Source organism: Actinoplanes cyaneus, assembly GCF_016862095.1.
GTDB classification, from domain to species: domain Bacteria; phylum Actinomycetota; class Actinomycetes; order Mycobacteriales; family Micromonosporaceae; genus Actinoplanes; species Actinoplanes cyaneus.
Genome location: NZ_BOMH01000060.1, coordinates 1 through 18,223, shown reverse-complemented (window position 1 = coordinate 18,223; position 18,223 = coordinate 1). Strand labels below are relative to the sequence as shown.

The window sequence follows — 18,223 nt, the reverse complement described above, 5'->3', positions numbered from 1 at the left end:
GGTGGGTGACGTGCACTACTCCGAGCGGTTGCTGGGCTACGTCAAACGCGCCGAGCAGACGACCCAGGCGGCCAAAGAGCGGGTGCTGCGCGAGTTCGCGATGACGCCGGCCCAGCAGAGCGCGCTCGCCGTTCTGTCCGACCACGACGGCATCACCGCCGCCGAGCTGGCGCGGCGATGCGCGGTCACCCCGCAGACGATGAACAGCACGCTCGGGCGCCTGGAACAGCGCGGCCTGATCGAGCGGCGCCCGCACCCCCTGCACGGCACCCTCATCGAGATCCGGCTGACCGCCGAGGGCGCCGAGCTGTTCGCCCGCGCCGACGCGCGCGTCGCCCACCTCGACGAGCGCTTGGCGCGGCCCCTGTCCGCTCAGGAAGTGGCCACCCTCAAGACGCTGCTCGACAAGGTCGCCGAGGCGGCGCGCTCCGAGCCGGAAGGCTCCTGACCGGGCAAGGTCTTCCGCCGGCAGGGGCACTGGATCATCGCGCGAGCAGTGACGGCGAGCCTTCAGTTCTGGTGCCGCACACCGCCGTTGGGGCAGCCGTCAAGAGTGGATCCGGTGGGCATCATGGTGGCGTCGATGAGGGTGGGCGACTCCCCCTCGACGAGCTGCTGCGGCGCGGGGGTCCCCGCGGGCGAATGTGGTTGCGGACGCGACGGCCACCAGGTCCGCGGGCCGAGCATGGTCAGCGCCGCCGGCAGCACGAGTGCCCGGATGACGAGCGCGTCGATCAGGACGGCGCTGGAAAGTCCCACGCCGAGCTGCTGGAACTCGATGCCGTTGCCGAGGATGAAAACGCTGAAGACGGCAACCATGACCGCGGCGGCGCTGGTGACCGTGCCGGCGGATTCGGTGATGCCGCGGGCGACTGCCTGCCGGGTCGGCAGCCCCTCGGTGACCAGCTCCCGGATCCGGGTCAGTACGAAGACGTGGTAGTCCATGGAGAGTCCGGAAAGGACCGCGAAGGCGAACAACGGGACGAAGCTGACGATCTTCCCGCCGCCGATGTGCTGGAAGACCAGTGTGATGACGCCGAACGCCGCCCCCACCGACAGCAGGTTGCTGACCGCGGTCACCAGGGCGAGCACCAGCGATCGGAACGCCACAACGATGATCATGGCGGTGGCCAGGATGACGAAGCCGACGACCCAGGGCAGCGCGCGATCGAGGTTGGCCGTGTAGTCCATCGAACTCGCGGTGTCGCCGCCGACCGCCCAGGTCGCGTCGATACCCCGCAGGGTCTCCGGAAGGCGTTCACGCAGGCTCTCCACCTGGTCGTGCGCCTGGGCCGACTCCGCATCGGCGTCCGTGTCCAGGATCAGCTCGTGCACCCGGCGGTCGGACGACGCTCGCAGACTGGTGCCTCCGACGTCGCCCCTGAGCGTCCGCAACCGTTGTTCGACCTGATCCGCTTGCGTGGCCGGGGCGGTGACCACGACCTTGTGGCGGGCCTGCTCGTCCGGGAACGCCTTGGTCAACTCGCGGAGGGTGGCCACCTCGGGCACGGCTCGGGGCAGCGCGTCGATGTCGGGCTGGCTGAGCGTCATGCTCAGGGCGGGAACGGTCAGCGCGAGCATGCCCAGGACAGCGGCCGCCAGCGTCCAGGACGGGCGGCGCAGCGACGGGCGCAGCAGGAAGGGCCAGAGCCGGGGCTCCCGCGTACGGGTCGCCAGGCGCCACAGCACCGGCACCCTCGGGCGGTCCAGGACGCGCCCCAGACCGGCCAGCAACGCCGGCAGGACGGTCAGCGAGCCGAGCATGGCGACCGTGACGACCATGACCGAGGAGGCGGCCAGTGAGGAGAACGTCACGTCCTGGACGAAGAACAGGCCCAGCATCGCCACGATGACGGCGATGCCCGAGACCAGGACCGAGTGGCCGGAGGTCTGCACCGCGATCCGGACGGCGTCGAGGTGCTCATGGGAGCGGGCCCGCTCGTCCCGATAGCGCTTGACGTAGAAGAGGGAGTAGTCGACACCGACGGCCATGCCCATCAGCAGGATCATGGCCGAGGTCGTGCCGGTGCTCGGCAGCAGGTGCGACATGAGCGACGACAGGCCGAAGGCGGCCGCCACCGCGGACAGCCCGAGCAGCAGGGGCACGCCTGCCGCGAGCAGAGCGCCGAACACCACGAGCAGAATCACCAGCGTCAGCGGAAGACTGACCGCGCCGGCCGCGTCGAGGTCCTTCGTGCTCTGCTCGGCCAGTCCCTCGGTGAGTGACGCGTTGCCGGTCTGGGCCACCCGCAGGGCGGGGAACTGTGCGGCCACCGTGTCCGTGGCGGCGTGCACCGCGGCGATGCGGTCGACCGCGGTGTCCGGGTCGCCGCGCAGGACGACCGGCAGCAGCACCGCGTCCTTGCCCTCGGCGGTGACCGGGATGCCGATCTGCGCCACCTCGGGCAGGTTGCTCAGCCGGGAGTTCACGGCGGCCGCCGCGGCCTGTGCGGCGTTCACGTCGAGCCGGCCGCTGCGGGCCGTGATGAGGATGTTCTCCGACGCGGGATCGGCCAGACCGGCCGCACGCAGCATCCTTTCGGCCTGGGCGGCCTGCCCGACGGTGCTTTCGACGCTGGTCGCCGTCCGGGCCGGGACGGCCGAGCCGATCGCGAGGCATGCGGCGACGAAGGCGATCCACAGTCCCACGGCCGTCCACGGATGGCGGATGCTCCATCCGGCGATGGCGTGGGTCGGCGAGCGGCGGGTGGCGGGAGGTTCCGGGTCAACCGGTCGGGACGGGTTCACCGGCTCAGCCTGTCGATCACGGCGCCCGGAATCGTCACCCGCCGGTTGGCTTTCGTCTCCCTCTCCCGAGGGAGAAGCCCTGTGCGGTACGGGTGAGCCGGCCCAGCCGGTGCCCGGCGCTCCGGTCCGCCACGGCCGGGACGTCGCACCTCCGGTGACGTGGTCTCCCCCGGTAGAGGGAGATCCGTCTCCCGCTGATGACTGACGATCCGGCGCCCGCAACTTCCTATCGTCGGTGAAATGATCATGTCGAAAGCTCGACTCGTAGCGGCGCTGGCCGCGGTGGCCGCGGTCGCGGCCGGTTGTGCCGGCACTCCCGTCGGCTCCGCGGGCGCCGAGCCCGGACCGACCGTCACCGCCGACACCCTCGCGGCCCTGGTCGAATGCCCGCAGTTGCCCAGCCTGCCGACTGCGCGATGCGGGCAGATCACCGTGCCGCGCCATCGCGGCCGTCCCGCGGCCGGCACGATCGACATCGCCTTCGCGCTCGTCCCGCACACCGACACCACCAGGCCGGGGCTCGGCACGGTGGTCCCCAACCCGGGCGGTCCGGGCACGTCGGCCATCGACGTGTCGGGCGGGGCGTTCGCCGAAGCGCTCGGCCCGCTGCTCGACCGCCGGGACCTGCTGCTGATCGACCCGCGCGGGGTCGGCCGGTCCACGCCGCTGAGCTGTCCCGCCCTGAACGGGCCGACCCGTGTCTTCGTCCCGCTGCGGCGCCAGCGCGAGCTCATCGGGGAATGCGGCAGGCAGCTCGGCGACCGGATGGACGAGTACGCCACCACCGCGGTGGCCGACGACATCGACGCGGTCCGGGCGACGCTGAGCCTGGACCGCCTCGACCTGCTCGGTGTCTCCTACGGCACCTACCTCATGCCGGCCTACGCCCAGCGCTACCCGCGGCACGTGCGCTCCGTCACGCTCTCCGGGGCGTACGCCGTCAACGTGGACACCACCGGCGTGGTCGGGGCCGCCGCGTTCCGCCGGGCCATGGGTCTGGTGTGCCGGCGTACCGGCCGGTGCTCGGGCGAACAGGTGCTGACCGACCTCGGCACCCTGTTGCGGCGGCTGCGGGAACACCCGGAGAACCTCGACATCACCTATCGCGGTACGAGACACCGGGTCGTCCTGGACGAGTGGCAGATGACCTCGGTTGCCGGGCGGCTGTTCTCGAGCCGCCCCGACACCCGGGCTCAGCTCGAGCTCGCCGCCGCCGTGGCCGCGGCACGCAAGGGCGACCGGGGGCCGGTACGCGACCTCGTACGTGGCAGCCTTCTCGCGGCGGCGGACACCTATTCGTACGGTCCGGCAGCCCTCTCCGACGCGCAGCAGTGGGCGACCAGCTGCCATGACTACCTGCGGGACTTCGATTACGCCGATACCGTTCCCGCGCGCATCCGGGACTACGACTCGGCTCTGGCGAAGGAGAACGACGCGGACTTCACGCCGTTCTCGGCCGAGGCCTGGACGTCCCGAGCCGACTTCGACGCCGGTGCGTGCCTGAACTGGCCCGGCGACCCGAGCGCCCGGCCACCCTTCGGGCCCGGCGCGACGATGCCAGACGTGCCGGTGCTGGTGCTCAACGGCGACCTGGACGCCAACACGCCGATCGCCTCCGGCAAGGCCGCGGCCGCCCAGTTCCCCCGGGCGCGCTTCGTCGAGGTCGCCGGCGCCGGGCACACGCCCGCCTCGACTCCGGCCGGAGCGGCCGCGATGGTCGAGTTCATCCGCGACCCGCGCGCCTGACGGGAGACTGTGCGGATGGGTGAAGATCGCGTCCCGCGCGACGAGAACCGGACGCTACGCCGGCAGTCGCTGCTGATCGCGCTGGGCTGCGTCATCGGCGACGGGGCGCCGTTCCTGCTGCACGCGACGGTGGACCATCCCGGCCACCCGGCCATCTGGCTGGCCGGGCTGGTGATTCTCGCCGTCGATCTGGCGCTTGCCCTGCCGGCGCGCACCGCCGGGCCGGTCGCCGTCGCCCACGCGGTGGTCCGGGTCGGCGTGGCGGTCGTCCTGCTGGTCGTCACCGGGGAGCGGGAGAACGGCATCGGCAACGCCACCGGCCTGGTGGTGGCGGGCTACCGGGCCGGCGCCTGGATCAAGGGACGGGGCACCTGGGTCGCGCTGGGCGCGCTGATCGCCGGGATGACGGTGACCCAGGTGGTGCAGGGCTATCAGGCCGCCGCCGACAACATCCTGCTCACCCTCACCAACACGCTCATCCCGTTCCTGCTGGGCCGCTACACCACCGGGCGCAGCGGATACATCGCCGAGATCCGGCGCAAGGCAGACGACGAGCGCCGGGAGACGGCCGAGGCGATGTCCGCGGCGGTGGAGGCCGAACGGGTGGCGATCGCCCGGGATCTGCACGACACCATCTCGCATCACGTCAGTGCGGTCGGGGTCATCGCGGCCGCGGCACGCCTGTCACTCGGGCCGTCCGGGACGGATCGGACCCGGGGATTCCTGGAGCAGATCGAGGTGTCCGGGCGGGCCGCCATGTCGGACCTGCGGCGCATGCTCGACCTGTTGCACGGCAACGACTCCGACGGCGTACGCCAACCGGGTCTGAATGCTCTCGACGAGCTGGTGCAGGGCACTCGCCGGGCGGGCCTGAACGTCGAGCTCCGGCGGGAGGACCTGCAGCCGGACCGCCTGCCGGACTCGCTCAACCTGGCGACCTATCGCATCATCCAGGAGATTCTGACCAACGCGCTGCGCTACGGCGACGGCGACCTCGACCTCGTGGTGACCCAGACCGCGACCGAGCTGCGGGTCTCGTCCGCGAATCGCATCGCGGGCGTCCCCGGCCGGGGAACCGGCCGTGGGCTCGACGGCATGCGCCACCGGGTCTCGCTGTTCGGTGGGTCGGTCACCTCGGGCCCCGCCCCGGACCGGCCGGCCACGTGGCGGACCAGCCTTGTCCTGCCGCTCGAGGAATCGGGGTGACCGGCGCGGCCCGGGCCCACGGCTGCCACGCCTTCTACAGCAGGGCGTTCTCGTACGCGTAGATGACCGCCTGCACCCGGTCCCGCAGGCCGAGCTTGGTCAGGACGTGCGACACGTGGGTCTTGACGGTCTGCTCGCCCACGTAGAGGCGCGCGGCGATCTCCGCGTTGGAATGGCCGCGAGCCACTTCGAGCAGGATCTCCCGTTCCCGCGTCGTCAGCCGGGCGAGCGCCTGCGCCGGCGCGGGCGCCGGGGCCATCCCGGCGGCGAGCCGGGTGACAAGCCTGCGGGTCACTGACGGATCGATGAGGGCGTCACCGCGCGCGGCCACCCGGATCGCGCCGAGCAGTTCCTCGGTGGGCATGCTCTTCAGGCAGAAGCCGCTGGCGCCGACGTGCAGCGCCCGGTAGATGTAGCTGTCGTCGTCGAACGTGGTGAGCAGCAGGACCTTCACCCCGGTGTCCCCCGACAGAACGGCCTCGGCCGCGGCCAGCCCGTCCATCCTCGGCATCCGGATGTCGAGCACGGCGACGTCCGGGCGCAACCGCTCGATCGCGGCCACCGCGGCCCGGCCGTCGCCCACGTCCGCGACGCATTCCAGATCCGGTTGGGTGTCCATCGCACTGCGGAAACCGGCGCGGAAGAACTCGTGGTCGTCGGCGAGCAGGACGCGGATGGTCACTCGGGCTCCTGTGGTCGGATTTCTGGCCGTCGATTCGTGGGAAGCCGCGTCGAACCGTCGTTCTCCGCGGTCATGGGTCACCCGTCGTTCGCCGGCTCCGGCCCGGTAGCTTGATCGCGGTCGATCGTCTGGCGGCTCCACGCGTGGATGGCCGCGGCCTGGTCGGAGGTCAGCGCGTCGAAGAAGTGGCGACGGATGTTGGCTCCGTGGCTCACGATGGCATTCTCGGCCGCGCTCCGGCCCTTGGCGGTCAGCCTGATGCTGACGCGGCGGCCGTTGGACTCGTGGTCGGTCCGGTCCACCAGCTCACGGTTCTCCATCCGGGTCAGCTGATGTGCGACGCGGCTCTTCTCCCAGCCGAGTGACTCCGCCAGCTCACCGACCCGCATCGCTCCCCCACGGGCCTCGTGCAAGGTCACCAGCACGCTGAACTCGGCCTTGGAGATGCCGTGGTCGCGTTGCAGATCGCGGTCCAGTTCGCGCTGGAGCAGGCGGTGGGCCTGCATCCAGGAGTGCCACAGCTCCCACTGCTCCGGAGTGAGAGCGCGCCGGTCAGCCATGGCGGAGATCGTACCGGCACAAGGAGTTGACGCGACAACTGGGGCGGCTACAGTTGTCGCGTCAACTCTAGGAGGACCGGGACATGGAACGAACAGTCGTGATCATCGGCGGAGGCTACGGCGGCACCCTGGTGGCCAAGGAACTCGACGCCGACGCGAACGTCATCCTCATCGACCCGCGGGAAGGCTTCGTCAACGCGGCCGCGTCGCTGCGGGCACTGACTCGCCCCGCGTGGGCACCCAACGCGTTCTTCCCGTACGGGACCCTGCTCGAGCGGGGGCTGGTCATCCGCGATCGGGCGGTGTCGGTGGATCCCCAGGGCGTGACCCTCGCCTCCGGTGAGCGGGTCCGAGCCGACCACCTGGTTCTGGCCACCGGCTCCGATTACTCGTACCCGGCCAAACCTCGCCCGGGCGCAACGGCGATAGCCGAGCAGCTGGACGACCTCCGCGAGACGCACAAGGAGCTGTCCGGCGCCACCCGGGTGCTGATCCTCGGCGCGGGCCCCGTCGGCCTGGAACTGGCCGGCGAGATCAAGGACGTCTGGCCGGACAAGGGCGTGATCATCGTGGACCGGACCGCCGAGCTGCTTCTCGGATTTCTTCCCGAGGTACGCGACAGCCTGCACGGCCAGCTGACGGAACGCGGCATCGAGCTGCGGCTCGGTACCAGCCTGACCGCGCCGCCGCCGGTCCCCGCCGGCAGGATCGCCCGTTTCGCGGTCACGACCGACAGCGGTGAGCAGATCGCCGCCGACATCTGGTTCCGCGCGTTCGGCCTCCAGATCAATACCGGCTATCTTGCGGACGGACGCCTCACCCCGCTGACCGGCCACGGCATGATCCCGGTGACGGACCACCTGAACGTCCGGGGCTACGACCATGTCTACGCCATCGGCGACGTCGCGGACCTCCCCGATCCGAAAATGGCCTCCTACGCCATGGAACACGCCGTCATCGTGGCCGACAACATCCGAGCGCAACTCGCCGGCGAAATGCCCGGAGCCATCCATGCCCCGACCTCCGACCGGCGGATCCTGCTGCCCCTGGGGGTCCACGGGGGCGTCGGCCAGCTCCCCACCGCCGACGGCCCCGCCGCGGCCACCGTCGAGACAGTGCACCAGCGCAAAGGCGCCGACCTGTTCACCGCACGATTCGCCGCCCGCTTCGACCGGAATCCCGGATGACCCCGTCCGAGACAAGCGGGCGCCGGTGGCCCGGCTCCTGCGTTCGTGTCCTGCGGCACCGAAACGGCGGTTTCGTACCTGTCCGAGCGTTGTTCCTCAGCGGGAGCCGGACGCAGCCGAACGGGAGGACGTGCTCTGCGTTTGACGCGGTGACCCTTAGCTGAGGAGCCTGATGAACGAGCTCGGTACGCCACGGGCACCGTGGCGCAAGCTGAACAACCTGCGGGTCGGGACGAAGATCGTGACAGCGGTGGCCGTCGTCGCGATCGTCGCCGTGGTCACGGCCGGTGTCGCGTGGTCCCGGATGGAGTCGCTGGACGACCACGTCCAGCGATTGCAGAACGGCAACATCAGCCGGCTCGACGCGCTGGTCACGCTCCAGGACGGCATGGCCGACATGTATCGCGGCCTCTTCCTGTACCAGGGCGCACAGAACGCCACCGACAAGGCGGACTACGAGAAGCAGGCCAAACAAGCGCAGCAGGCGGTGGACGACGCGGGCACCCGGTATGTTGCCGTCCCCGACGCCGCGGCGATGTGGAAGACCCAGGTCAAGGCCTTCGGGGCGGCGTGGGCGCAGTACAAGGCGCTCGTCAACCTGCTGCTGTTCGGCGACCCGGCACCGGCCGGCGTCGAGCTGCCCACGACGCTCGCCGATCAGTACGCCCTGTGGGGACAGGCCGAGACGACCATGAACACCGCTGTCGAACAACTCATGACGCTGGAGCGGTCACGGGCCGCGGAGGCCGGAGCCGAGGCACACGAGCAGGCCGGCAACGCCCAGCGGCTGATCATGGTGCTGGTCGGCGCCGGGGTGCTGCTCGCGCTCGGCCTGGCTCTGGTCATCGGCCGTAGCGTGTCCAGGCGGCTCACCGGCGTACGTACCGTGCTCGACGCTGTCGCCGGCGGTGACCTCACCCACGCCGCCCAGGCCACCGGCACCGACGAGGTCGGTCAGATGGCGCAGGCCGTCAACCGGGCCACCGAGTCGATCCGGACGACCGTGAGCGCACTCGCCGACTCGTCGCGGGTACTGGCCGAGTCCTCGCAGGAGCTGTCCGCCTCGGCCGAGGAGATCGCCGGCACCGCGCACGACACCTCGAATCAGACCCGGCTGCTGGCCACCGCCTCCGAGGACGTCTCGCACAGCGTGCGGACCGTCGCCGCGGGCGCCGACGAGATGGGTTCGGCGATCCTGGAGATCTCCCAGTCGGCCAGCAATGCCGCCGGTGTGGCCGCGCAGGCGGTCACCGCGGCTGCCACCGCTCAGCACACCGTCGCCAAGCTGGGTGACTCCTCCGCGGAGATCGGCAACGTGGTCAAGGTGATCACCTCCATCGCCGAGCAGACGAACCTGCTGGCGCTCAACGCCACCATCGAGGCGGCCCGCGCCGGTGAGACCGGCAAAGGCTTCGCCGTCGTCGCGGGTGAGGTGAAGGAACTGGCCCAGGAGACCGCGAAAGCCACCGAGGACATCTCCCGCCGGGTCGAGGCCATCCAGGCCGACACGACCAACGCGGTGGCCGCCATCACCGAGATCTCCACGATCATCTCGCAGATCAACGACCACCAGATGACCATCGCCTCAGCGGTGGAGGAGCAGACCGCGACCACCGCCGAGATGACCCGGTCGATCACCGAGGCGTCGCAGGGCAGCAGCAGCATCAGCGACAACATCGCCAGTGTCGCCGCGGCCGCGCAGACCACCACCGCCACGGTGAGCCGGACCCAGCAGTCCGCTCAACAGCTGGCCCGGATGTCCGCCGAGCTGCGGACCATCGTGTCCCAGTTCCGCGTCTGACCACCGAGAGGTGCCGCGAGCCGGGCGGCACGTCAGATCCCGGCAGGTGGGTGCTCACCTCGGCTCAACAGCGGGGCCAGCAGTTGGGCACCGGCCAGACTGCCCGCGAGCAGGGCCTTCTCGGGTACGCCCCGCGCCGCGAACGCCACCCGCAACCTGGCGACCAGCGTGGAGAACTCCAGCGCCCGGTGCTCGGCACAGAGCTCGTCGGTCGTGGCCTCCGGCACACCCCAGCCGAGCAGGGCGCCCCGGGCATCACCGGCCAGGCCCGCGTGGGCGCCGGCGGCCGGCGAGAACGGGGAGATCTCGCCGATGCCGACGAGCACCGCGGCATGATCTGCCCGGGTACGGCACTGGAACCGGTCCAGGATCGAGACGTTCTGCAGGTTCTGCAGCGGCAGCGGCGTGCTGACCTGGGGCTGTGCATGAAACCAGGCCGGGTCGAACGAACGGCCCGAGGCCGAGAAGTCGGCGGCGTCCCGGGTGGCCCGCAGCAGGTCGGCCTGGAACGGCTCGGCGAACCGGCGGACCCGGTCGCTGAACTCGTCCAGGAGCCGGGCGGCCCGGGCCGGAGCGGGCGGATGGCTGCGCCCGCGCCGGATGAACAGTCCCTGTTCGGTCACGTGGATGGCCAGCATCCCGATCAGCGCGCCCAGCGCCGCACCGATCTCGGGAAGGTCGGCGCCGACGCCGGCGCCGGCCGGCATCCGGGCGACGTCGCGCCGGCCGACGTGGACGGCCGCCCGGTAACCGAGCAGATCCGCCTCGAACTCCTGCTGCTCGCTCAGCGGGCAAGCCGACAGGTCGTCGGCGGGCGGGGAGTCGCTGGCGGCGGGACGGTGGTCGAGCACGTGGTGGGCGATCTCGTGACCCAGCACGAACGTCACGGCCTGGGCGGTGAGCCAGACGCCGAGAGGCTCGGCCGATGGCGTCAGGCGGTGACTCAGCTTGGCCGCGAGTGCGTAGATCCGCTGGTTGACGAGGTAGTACCGCAGCAAACCGCCGAGCAGCGCCGGGTCGGCTCCCAGCCGCTGGTGATCGCGGACCGACTTCGCCACCCGCCACAGGTCGCGCAGGCGCCCTCCCGAATAGAGACCGGTCAGGCCCTCGGCCGCGCAGCCGGCGTAGAGCTGGCAGAGGGTGAGCGTCGCGTCGGAGAAGTAGACGAGCGCGGAGCCGTCGGCCAGTTGCCGCAGGCGAGCCGCCACACTCTCCTGCTTGAGGGTGACCACGAAGACCCGGGCGAGCCGCTCGGGCCGGTCGGTCAGGTCGGCCATCGCGGCCATCACGTCGGCGATCAGCTCCGCGATCAGCCCGTCGACCGGGTTGTCGTGCCGGGCGCTCCACTCGCTCTGCCGCCAGCCGCGGGTGTTCTCGTCGAGCTGGGCGAGGTCGTCGGCGGCGTCCAGCTCGGTCAGCCGCTGGATCATTTCCTCCAGCTGATCCTCACGGTCGCTCCTGATCCTGGTGGCCAGGATCTCGGCCATGGAGCGGGCGCCCGGGCCGGTGCTCATCGGGGCTGAGGCGCGTTGCGGCAGAACTCGCCGAGGCCGACCCGGGCGATCAGTACGGCGACCAGGCCGACCGTCGGCAGCGACGCGTCGTCGAGCAGCCGCAGTGTCTCGGCCACGGTGACCGCGTCGACGAGCCGGTCCGAGCCGGTCGTGCCGAGCAACGGCTGGATCCGCTCGTCGTGGCACACCTTGCGCTGCAGCTCCCGGTGCTTGTTGCTGAACCACTCCTTGCCGAAGCGCCGATGGCTCTCGTCGTCCTCCGGTGACAGGCCGACACCCTCACCGAGGAGTTCGGCGCCCAGCAGGGCGTACAACTCGTCGTCGGTCTTGGTCCAGTACTGCTCTACCGTCATCGGTCGCCTTTCGTGGAGGGTGATCGTCACTACAGTGCTGTCGTCCCGCCGATGGGCGGCGTCAGGGAGCGGAACCGCTGGATCTCGTGCAGCGCCGCGGCGTGCAGCAGCCGCACCGCGCGGGGCATCGCGGGACCGTGCGCCGCCTCGGGCGGGACCTGGGCCCGCAGGAAGATGTGGATGTCCCCGTTCGGGCCGCCGATCACCACGAAGGAGCCGTAGCCGAGGTTGTTGCTGAGCACGCAGATCAGCTCGTACAGGACGGCCGAGGGGGCCGGCACGTCGAACAGGACCGGCGCTTCGAGGTTGACCGTCAGCGAGCCGTCGGCCAGGCGAGCGGTCTTGCAGCCGATCGGATTGTCCGGCATCGGGACCATGATCGTCCCGCTCTCGGTGAGGCTGACGCCGGTGAACGCCTCGTCGAGGCTCTTCCGGACCGTGCGCCGCAGTTCGTCCTCGTCCATGTGTCGCTGCTCGGGTCGCGTCGGGAGGGTCAGAAGGTGACGTGCTGCAACCGGTCCAGCGCCGTTTTCGCCAGATCGTGCGCGCCGGCCCCGGCGCCGGCCGCGGCTTGGTTCAGGATCGGCAGCAGAAAACCTCTCAGCGCGGCCAGCGACCGGACCACCCGGCTCCGGTTCGGCGCCGTCGAGGAAACCTCGGCCAAAATCTCGCCGGCGCTGTCCCGCGCGCCCTCCGCCTCTTCGGCGGGCAGGCCGAGCCGCGGCAGCTGGGCGAGAACCTCGGCGACGACCTCCGCGACGCTCTCGTAGCCCGCGGCGACCGGTGACCCGCCGACCTGATTGTTGTTCGCGGTGCCGTTCTGCCAGATGAACTGCGATCCCTGCACGTTCCCCTGGATCATCGGGCCGTAGTTGTTCTGTGAGGTCATGTGCACCACCGTCCTCGAATTGCTGAGCAGGTAACCCGCGAGCGAGCTGTCGTGGGCCAGGGCCTTGTCCTCGCCCCGGGCGGTGAGTCGCGGCCTCGTCCAGCCGCCGGAGTCACCGGCCGCGTCCACGTAGGCCTGCTGGTAGAGGTATGCCGCCTGCCGGCGGACCTCGTCGAGGCCCAGCGGTTCGCGGTTCAAGAACCTCAAGGACGACGATCCCGTACGGACGAAGCCCGTCCAGTCCTCGGGCGCGTCGCCCGCCCGGTGCCGGTCGTAGAGCCACCGGACCATCGCGGTACGCAGCGCCGGGGTGCGCACGGCCGGGTCGAGTTCCTGTTCGGCCTGGTGGCGGGTGCTCACCCCGGAGGGCGGCAGCCGGTCGGACACCGACGCGTACGCGCCGACGATCGAGGCCGCCACCGTGTCGTCAGTGGCTCGGAACCGGGCTGGTACCCACACGGTCGTTGCCGTGTTGCGGTCGGTCACACCGGCGTACGGGCGTCCGGCACGGCCGAGCACGTAGTCACCCCGGAGCAGGTGACTGTCGTTCCACCAGGCCGGGGCCCCGGGCGGGCGGGCACCGTCCACGAGCCGGGCGTACCCCGGCGCCGGGCCGTCCACCAGACGCGTCAGGGACGCCATGGACGGATGCATCACCACCAGGACCGAGACACCCAGCCGTCCCCCGGACTCGGTGACCCGTCCGAGTTGCTCGGCGCCGGCCGCGGTGAACCCGTGCGGATATCCCGAGACGACCACCACGTGACGGGCCTCGGCCAGCGGCCCGGCCTGCCGGTTGTAGTCGTCCAGGTCCGAGTGCCGGCCCAGCAGGCAGTGCTGTTCGATCTGCGCCATCCGCTCGCTGACCCGGCGCAGCGCCTGCTCGATGTCGTCGGCCTGGGTCCACACCTGCCCGTCGATCACTCGGTCGTTGGTGGTCACCAGGTCCAGGAGCGGCCCGGCGCCCTTACCGTGCTGAAGCGTGTCGATCCAGGTCAGCCGCAGCAGATTCGGTGCGGCGCGCGACATCTGGTCGATCACGATGCTCCGCACCGCCCGGGCCGCGGACGCCACTGTCAGGTCGCGGTCGTCAGTCTGGAAGACGACGCTCCGCTCGCCCCGGTCGATGCGGGGAACGACCGCCCACGGCCGGTCGGGCAGCACGTCCAGTTCCATCAGCCACCGGCTCGGCCCGGTGGCACCGGGCCGGCCGTCCCCGATCCAGGCGTCCTGCGGGAAGACGTACGGGGGCAGCGCCGAGCCCGGTCCGGGGCGGATCTGCGCCATGACCGGTTCCAGCGCGTCGAGTCCGGCCGGCAGCGCCTGAGCCGCGTGCCGCGCGGCCTGCGCCGCCTCCTGAACCGCCTGCCGCCAGGCCCGGGCCAAGTTGTCGAACTCGGCCTCCAGCGCGCCGGTGGTTCCCGTCCGGTCGTGCGCGGCACGGTGACTTCGGCGTATCTCATTCTGGAGAAGCTCGAAGACCCGGTCGGTGCCGATCCGCGCCAGCCGGAGATGACGGGCCGTCGTCGAGCCGAGTATGCCGGACGACAGGTCGGACAGGACGGCGCTGTCGGCGCGCAGGAGGTCGCCGGCCCGCCCGGCGGCCGCGGCGAGTGTCCGTACCAGATCGAGGTTTCGTTCGACGGCGAGCGCGGCGAGCGCGTCGCACCGGAACGCGGCGTCGGCCGCGGCCCGGGTGTCGTCGATGTCCGAAGTGATGATCGCGGCCCCCTGGCGGTTCTACTGACGCGGTTGCGCCAGACGGCGGTGAAGGTCCAGGGCCGACTGCTGGAGAGCCTCGGCGGTCGGTTCGAGCGACCGCCACGCGGCGAGCGGGGCCAGAGCCCGAATGGAAAGGATCTTCGCTTCGACTTCGCCCGGTCCGGACGCCCAGTTCTGGATGTAGGGCGACACGCCGTCCAGGCTGACCAGCAGCGAAATGGCGGTCGCGCCGGTCAGGGCGACGTCCGTCCGGGCGGCCAGACAAGCCTCGAGGATCGTCGACGCGGCGGCGTCGGCCACGGCGGCACCCGCCGACTCGACGCGGACCCGGTCGGACGCACTCCGGGCGGCGGCCGCCGCGGCCTCGTCGTACAGATTGTCCTTGTACGGGGCGATCGTCTTCTCGGCCTGGGCCGACGTGCTCTCCAGCACGCCGACGAAGTGTCCCGCGGCCTCGGCCGAAGCGAGATCGGTGATCGGTGGCAGCTCCTGGAGCTTGGCCGCCAGATCCTCGCCGACACCGGGGACCATCGCCGTCCAGGCCGGGGTCCAGACGCGGACCAGCCAGTCGAGCGCCACGAAGGCACGCCGGGTCTCGGCGTCCGCCGAGGCGTCGACCGGGTTTTCGAGCACGGACCAGATCTGCGACTGCCGCTCGTCCGGCAGGGCTTTCTCCAGCCCGGCCGCAAGAACGTTTAGAAGTACCGACGCCGACTCGGGGCGGCGGGGTGCGGGTGGTGGGGTGAGCGGGCGGTTGGTGGGTTGAGCGTTTCGTCTTCTGAAGAACGACACGTCTGCCTCCTAGGTCCGGCGCCGGGGATCGTACGCACCCGGTCCATCGTGGAACTGTCGGATTGCCGACGCTCGCGGCGATCTCGACCGAGACGTCGGCGCACCCGGCTCGGTGGCACGGCAAGAGCAACCATTCGGGGGAGCGGCTGGCCGGTGATCGACGTGCGACGATCTACGGCTTGCGGCGATGGACGGCATTGCGGCACGGCGGGATCGACCCGTCACTCCCGGATACGTGCCAGTCACTCATGGTCATCGGGTAGGTGGGGGTGCTCGGAGCACTGTCGTCCACATGAACAGACCCGCAGGTATCACTACCGCCCTCGCGGTAGCCGGCATGGCCGCGCTCGCACCCGCCACGGTCGCCGCAGCCCACACCTCCGCCAACGGCACATGCACGCCGGCACGACCCGGCACCGGCTTCTACGCGGGCGGCCGCATCGCCTCCGCCCCGGTGACCGTGCCGAAGTCGGCGTGCACCACCATCGCGGTCTCCCACATCCGGGACATCCGCCACCCCGACGACAACTGCCAGACGTTCCTGCTGGCCTACCTACGACCCGACGGCGGCGACCCCACCTACAGCGAGCCGGTGCGGGCGTGCTCCACGCCGCCGGGCCACCGCACGGTGCTGGCCACCGACGTGCCCGACGGCACGGTCTTCCGTGTCCTGTACCAGGTCGACTACATCGAGCCCGAGATCCAGACCGTTCGCTTCACCGTGTGGCGCTGACGGCACCAGCCGGTGTCGCACCCCGCGCAGCCTCCTGAGGCCGGCACCGCCGGACGGGCACCGGGTCGTCGATCAGCCGGCCCGGTGAGTCCAGAGTCGCACCGCCCGGGGCTCAGCCCACGGTGACGCTGATCGTGTGCCAGCCGGTCGCACCGTCCGGGAACGGGGTGGCCCGGGTCTCGGGCTGCACCGCACCACTCTTGTCGGTGGCGCGCACCGCCAGCGAGTGCGGCCCGGCGCTCGCCTTCCAACTGAACCGCCACTGCGTCCAGGTATCAATCGACGCTGTGGGCAGCAGTTCCGCCTTCGTCCACGGGCCGCCGTCGACGCTGATCTCGACGGCGGCGACACCACGGCGCTGGGCCCAGGCGACGCCGGCCACGGTGACCGTCCCGGCGGCCATCCGGGCGAACGGCTTCGGCTTGTCGATCCGCGACGCAGTCTTGACCGTCCCCTGGCTGCCCCAGCCACGCTCGACCCAGTACGCGTCGAAGCGATCAAAAGTGGTCAGCTCCAGCTCGGTCACCCACTTGCAGGCACCGGCGTAGCCGTACAGCCCGGGCGTCAGCATCCGCACCGGGAAACCGTGGTCGAGCGGCAGGGGTTCACCGTTCATGCCGACCGCGAGCATCGTGTCGCGCCCGTCGAGCGCGGTCGTGACCGGCGTGCCGATGGTCATCCCCTCGACCGAGCGGGCCACGATCTGGTCGGCGCCGCTCTGCACCCCAGCTTCTCCCAGCAGCGCCGCGAGGGGCACGCCAAGCCACCGTGCGGTGCCGATGTAAGGGCCTCCCACCTCGTTGGACACGCAGTTGAGAGTGATGTCGCGCTCGATCAGCGGTCGCTGCAGCAGGTCCGCGAACGACAGCTCGATCTCCCGGTCGACCATCCCGTGGATCCTCAGCCGCCACGTCGAGGGATCGATGCGGGGCACGGTCAGGGCGGTGTCGACGCGGTAGAAGTTCGCGTTCGGTGTGGTGAAGTCCGCTGCGATCCCGTTCGGCAGCGGTTTCGCCGGATCGGCCGGCGCGGGAAGCGCGATCGCTTCCCGGGACTTGCCGGCCGCGTTCTCCCGCCGACCGGAAACGGCCAGACCAGCGACCTCTGCCGCACCGGCGCCGGCCGCCAGCAGCGACAGGCGAAGAACCAACCGCCGATCAACCCCCTTGTCCCGTACGGCGTCAGTAGCCCCCTGCCGGTCGCGCAGCAGCCACCACAGCGCCAGGCCGGCCAGAGCCGCCCCGAACACGGCCGGGACCGCGTCCAGCACGGTCCCGGCCGGTCGGGACAGTGCGGCGGCCGCCCCCGCCGCACCGAGCAGTGCCGTGCCCACCGGGATCGCGGCCCGCCACGTCGTCGCCGCGATCCCGGTGGCCGCGGCGAGCAGGATCAGCACGACGCCGATCACGCCGAGCAGCACGGGCTTGTCGTGGGTGCCCAGTTCCCGTACCGCAAACTCCTTGATGGGGGTGGGGGTGGCGTCGATGACCGCGCCACCCACCGCGACCAGGGGACCCGCACCGGGCCGGACCGCGGCGGCGAGGAGTTCCGCGGCCGCGATCCCGGTGCCCGCCGCGACGATCCCGCTGATCGCCCCGCGCAGCCGGCTCATCAGCTCTTCGGCATCAGGACGGAGTCGATGATGTAGACGGTCGCGTTGGCGGTCTGCACGTTGCCGCACACCACCGACGCGTTGTCCGCACCGACCTTGAAGTCTTCGCCACTGCCGGTCACGGTCACGTCGTCGCCCTGCAGCGTCTTGTGGGTGCCGGCCAGGTCTGCCGGGGTCAGCTTGCCGGGCACGACGTGGTAGGTGAGGATGCTGGTCAGTGTCTTCTTGTCGGCAAGGACCTTGTCCAGGGTCGCCTTCGGGATCTTGGCGAACGCGTCGTTGGTCGGCGCGAAGACCGTGATCCCGTCGGCCGAGTTCAGCGAGTCGACCAGGCCGGCCTTCTTCACCGCGGTGACCAGGGTGGACAGCAGCGGGTTACCGGAGGCTGCGGTGGCCACCGGCACCTTGCCCATCGCCTCGAAACTGCCGGCGTTCGCCGGGTCGGCCGGCACCGCCGCACAGCCCGGGCCGAAGTTCACCATGTCGGTGCTCATGCTCGGGGCCATGCTGGGCGCCGCCGAGGTCATCGTCGGCGCCGCGGCCGCCGTCCCGCCGCTGTTGCCGTCGTCGGAGTCACTGCCGCAGGCGGACAGCGAGATCGCGAAGACGGTCGCGGCGGCCAGGGCGGTGAGCTTCGTTGCACGCATTGGTTTGCTCCTCTTTATCGGGACTTACACC

The 18,223-nt window shown here is 71.1% G+C and carries 16 protein-coding genes; 6 read left to right on the top strand and 10 right to left on the bottom strand.

All coding sequences use genetic code 11. The features are described 5' to 3' along the window. Window positions 1-10: 10 nt before the first annotated feature. The gene (locus tag Acy02nite_RS35910) at window positions 11-448 is read left to right on the top strand and encodes a MarR family winged helix-turn-helix transcriptional regulator (RefSeq protein WP_203751665.1); all 438 of its coding nucleotides are present in this window, start codon (window positions 11-13) and stop codon (window positions 446-448) included. A 62-nt stretch (window positions 449-510) separates the two neighbouring features. On the opposite strand, the gene Acy02nite_RS35905 is transcribed toward Acy02nite_RS35910, so the two are convergent. Next, window positions 511-2,748, bottom strand: coding sequence for an MMPL family transporter (locus Acy02nite_RS35905; protein WP_203751664.1), 2,238 nt, complete (start codon window positions 2,746-2,748; stop codon window positions 511-513). A gap of 246 nt (window positions 2,749-2,994) precedes the next feature. On the opposite strand from Acy02nite_RS35905, the gene Acy02nite_RS35900 reads away from it, so the two are divergent. Beyond that, on the top strand, window positions 2,995-4,494 hold the full coding sequence (locus Acy02nite_RS35900; protein WP_203751662.1) for an alpha/beta fold hydrolase: 1,500 nt from the start codon (window positions 2,995-2,997) through the stop codon (window positions 4,492-4,494). A 15-nt stretch (window positions 4,495-4,509) separates the two neighbouring features. Continuing rightward, complete coding sequence (locus Acy02nite_RS35895) at window positions 4,510-5,700, top strand: sensor histidine kinase (RefSeq protein WP_203751659.1); 1,191 nt, start codon at window positions 4,510-4,512, stop codon at window positions 5,698-5,700. A gap of 34 nt (window positions 5,701-5,734) precedes the next feature. On the opposite strand, the gene Acy02nite_RS35890 is transcribed toward Acy02nite_RS35895, so the two are convergent. Both Acy02nite_RS35890 and Acy02nite_RS35885 read right to left on the bottom strand, forming a co-directional pair. After that, complete coding sequence (locus Acy02nite_RS35890) at window positions 5,735-6,382, bottom strand: response regulator (RefSeq protein ID WP_203751656.1); 648 nt, start codon at window positions 6,380-6,382, stop codon at window positions 5,735-5,737. 77 nt (window positions 6,383-6,459) lie between these two features. Next, window positions 6,460-6,942 carry a MarR family winged helix-turn-helix transcriptional regulator gene (locus tag Acy02nite_RS35885; protein ID WP_203751652.1) on the bottom strand — a complete coding sequence of 161 codons (483 nt, stop codon included), beginning with the start codon at window positions 6,940-6,942 and terminating at the stop codon, window positions 6,460-6,462. An 83-nt stretch (window positions 6,943-7,025) separates the two neighbouring features. On the opposite strand from Acy02nite_RS35885, the gene Acy02nite_RS35880 reads away from it, so the two are divergent. Beyond that, window positions 7,026-8,129 (top strand): NAD(P)/FAD-dependent oxidoreductase, encoded by a 1,104-nt coding sequence (locus Acy02nite_RS35880; protein ID WP_203751649.1) that lies wholly within the window; start codon window positions 7,026-7,028, stop codon window positions 8,127-8,129. A 172-nt stretch (window positions 8,130-8,301) separates the two neighbouring features. Continuing rightward, window positions 8,302-9,930: a methyl-accepting chemotaxis protein gene (locus tag Acy02nite_RS35875; RefSeq protein ID WP_239175494.1), complete on the top strand. Its 1,629-nt coding sequence runs from the start codon at window positions 8,302-8,304 to the stop codon at window positions 9,928-9,930. A 32-nt stretch (window positions 9,931-9,962) separates the two neighbouring features. Here the strand turns inward: Acy02nite_RS35875 and Acy02nite_RS35870 are convergent, their stop codons facing one another. The 5 genes from Acy02nite_RS35870 to Acy02nite_RS35850 form a co-directional block, all read right to left on the bottom strand. Continuing rightward, on the bottom strand, window positions 9,963-11,444 hold the full coding sequence (locus Acy02nite_RS35870) for a phage exclusion protein Lit family protein (RefSeq protein WP_203751646.1): 1,482 nt from the start codon (window positions 11,442-11,444) through the stop codon (window positions 9,963-9,965). Then, window positions 11,441-11,797, bottom strand: coding sequence for a hypothetical protein (locus Acy02nite_RS35865; protein ID WP_203751644.1), 357 nt, complete (start codon window positions 11,795-11,797; stop codon window positions 11,441-11,443). The genes Acy02nite_RS35870 and Acy02nite_RS35865 overlap by 4 nt, the downstream gene beginning before the upstream one ends. A 29-nt stretch (window positions 11,798-11,826) precedes the next feature. Continuing rightward, window positions 11,827-12,261: a hypothetical protein gene (locus Acy02nite_RS35860; RefSeq protein WP_203751641.1), complete on the bottom strand. Its 435-nt coding sequence runs from the start codon at window positions 12,259-12,261 to the stop codon at window positions 11,827-11,829. Window positions 12,262-12,290: 29 nt separating this feature from the next. Next, window positions 12,291-14,072, bottom strand: a complete 1,782-nt coding sequence (locus Acy02nite_RS35855) for a hypothetical protein (protein WP_203751638.1) — start codon at window positions 14,070-14,072, stop codon at window positions 12,291-12,293. Between the two features lie 354 nt (window positions 14,073-14,426). After that, window positions 14,427-15,200 (bottom strand): hypothetical protein, encoded by a 774-nt coding sequence (locus Acy02nite_RS35850; RefSeq protein WP_203751635.1) that lies wholly within the window; start codon window positions 15,198-15,200, stop codon window positions 14,427-14,429. Window positions 15,201-15,492: 292 nt separating this feature from the next. Here Acy02nite_RS35850 and Acy02nite_RS35845 point away from each other — a divergent pair, with 292 nt between their 5' ends. Further along, on the top strand, window positions 15,493-15,933 hold the full coding sequence (locus Acy02nite_RS35845) for a hypothetical protein (protein WP_203751632.1): 441 nt from the start codon (window positions 15,493-15,495) through the stop codon (window positions 15,931-15,933). A 112-nt stretch (window positions 15,934-16,045) separates the two neighbouring features. Here the strand turns inward: Acy02nite_RS35845 and Acy02nite_RS35840 are convergent, their stop codons facing one another. Further along, the gene (locus Acy02nite_RS35840; RefSeq protein WP_203751629.1) at window positions 16,046-17,545 is read right to left on the bottom strand and encodes a molybdopterin-dependent oxidoreductase; all 1,500 of its coding nucleotides are present in this window, start codon (window positions 17,543-17,545) and stop codon (window positions 16,046-16,048) included. Continuing rightward, on the bottom strand, window positions 17,545-18,192 hold the full coding sequence (locus Acy02nite_RS35835) for a fasciclin domain-containing protein (RefSeq protein WP_203751626.1): 648 nt from the start codon (window positions 18,190-18,192) through the stop codon (window positions 17,545-17,547). Before Acy02nite_RS35835 ends, Acy02nite_RS35840 begins: the two co-directional genes overlap by 1 nt. Window positions 18,193-18,223: the final 31 nt, after the last annotated feature.

Excerpts from the sequence above, each read along its gene's own strand:
- Acy02nite_RS35900 (WP_203751662.1), top strand. The coding sequence starts at position 2,995 with ATGTCGAAAGCTCGACTCGTAGCGGCGCTGGCCGCGGTGGCCGCGGTC.
- Acy02nite_RS35895 (WP_203751659.1), top strand. The coding sequence starts at position 4,510 with ATGGGTGAAGATCGCGTCCCGCGCGACGAGAACCGGACGCTACGCCGG.
- Acy02nite_RS35885 (WP_203751652.1), bottom strand. The coding sequence starts at position 6,942 with ATGGCTGACCGGCGCGCTCTCACTCCGGAGCAGTGGGAGCTGTGGCAC.
- Acy02nite_RS35880 (WP_203751649.1), top strand. The coding sequence starts at position 7,026 with ATGGAACGAACAGTCGTGATCATCGGCGGAGGCTACGGCGGCACCCTG.
- Acy02nite_RS35875 (WP_239175494.1), top strand. The coding sequence starts at position 8,302 with ATGAACGAGCTCGGTACGCCACGGGCACCGTGGCGCAAGCTGAACAAC.
- Acy02nite_RS35870 (WP_203751646.1), bottom strand. The coding sequence starts at position 11,444 with ATGAGCACCGGCCCGGGCGCCCGCTCCATGGCCGAGATCCTGGCCACC.
- Acy02nite_RS35865 (WP_203751644.1), bottom strand. The coding sequence starts at position 11,797 with ATGACGGTAGAGCAGTACTGGACCAAGACCGACGACGAGTTGTACGCC.
- Acy02nite_RS35860 (WP_203751641.1), bottom strand. The coding sequence starts at position 12,261 with ATGGACGAGGACGAACTGCGGCGCACGGTCCGGAAGAGCCTCGACGAG.
- Acy02nite_RS35845 (WP_203751632.1), top strand. The coding sequence starts at position 15,493 with ATGAACAGACCCGCAGGTATCACTACCGCCCTCGCGGTAGCCGGCATG.
- Acy02nite_RS35840 (WP_203751629.1), bottom strand. The coding sequence starts at position 17,545 with ATGAGCCGGCTGCGCGGGGCGATCAGCGGGATCGTCGCGGCGGGCACC.
- Acy02nite_RS35835 (WP_203751626.1), bottom strand. The coding sequence starts at position 18,192 with ATGCGTGCAACGAAGCTCACCGCCCTGGCCGCCGCGACCGTCTTCGCG.